This is a genomic window from Bradyrhizobium oropedii (genome assembly GCF_020889685.1).
Classification (GTDB): domain Bacteria; phylum Pseudomonadota; class Alphaproteobacteria; order Rhizobiales; family Xanthobacteraceae; genus Bradyrhizobium; species Bradyrhizobium oropedii.
The window spans coordinates 1-520 of record NZ_JACMYO010000509.1 but is presented as its reverse complement, the minus strand read 5'-3'; the positions used below and the strand labels follow the sequence as shown (position 1 = coordinate 520).

Genomic DNA, 520 nt, shown 5'->3' with positions numbered 1-520 from the left:
CATAGAGCGGTTTCGCGTTTGGCTCGTGCTTCGTAGTCGCGGCATGCCAAATCTTCCACGATGTCACGGGAGCATACGTTCTCCGATGAACGTCGAGTGTTCTAAATGTCTTTAGGTCGAACGCGCCAGCACTCAACTGAATGTTGCCCGGTGGCCGATTTAGATTGATGGCCACTGCTGTTTCCCCAACATGGATGACTCCATGCTTGTCAACGTAGTCGCCATTGCCGGGGTAGGTCTCGGTGTCAAAGGTTAGGTCTAGCGACCAGTCCTTGCCGTAAGACATGCACATGGCGCCTTCCGTCGACACCGCCAGAAAGAACGGTGCCCTAGCCTCATCGCGTGTCTCAAGGAAAGCACAGACGACGCCTTGAGGTGTCTGTCGCATAACGATGGCGAGCGCGGATGCTCCTCCGAAATCCAGCCTCACAAGCTCGCCTGCGGCAGCAGCGTTTAACTCCTTGATCTGTATGTCTGGCTGCACAATCACAGTGCTGTCCCTTTCTCTCTTTGACCGGAT

At 55.0% G+C, this 520-nt stretch carries 1 protein-coding gene; it reads right to left on the bottom strand.

Going from position 1 to position 520, the window contains the following annotated elements; all coding sequences use genetic code 11:
- Positions 1 to 520: hypothetical protein (locus H8A95_RS43535; protein ID WP_229188522.1), on the bottom strand; the 520-nt coding region annotated here is incomplete at both ends.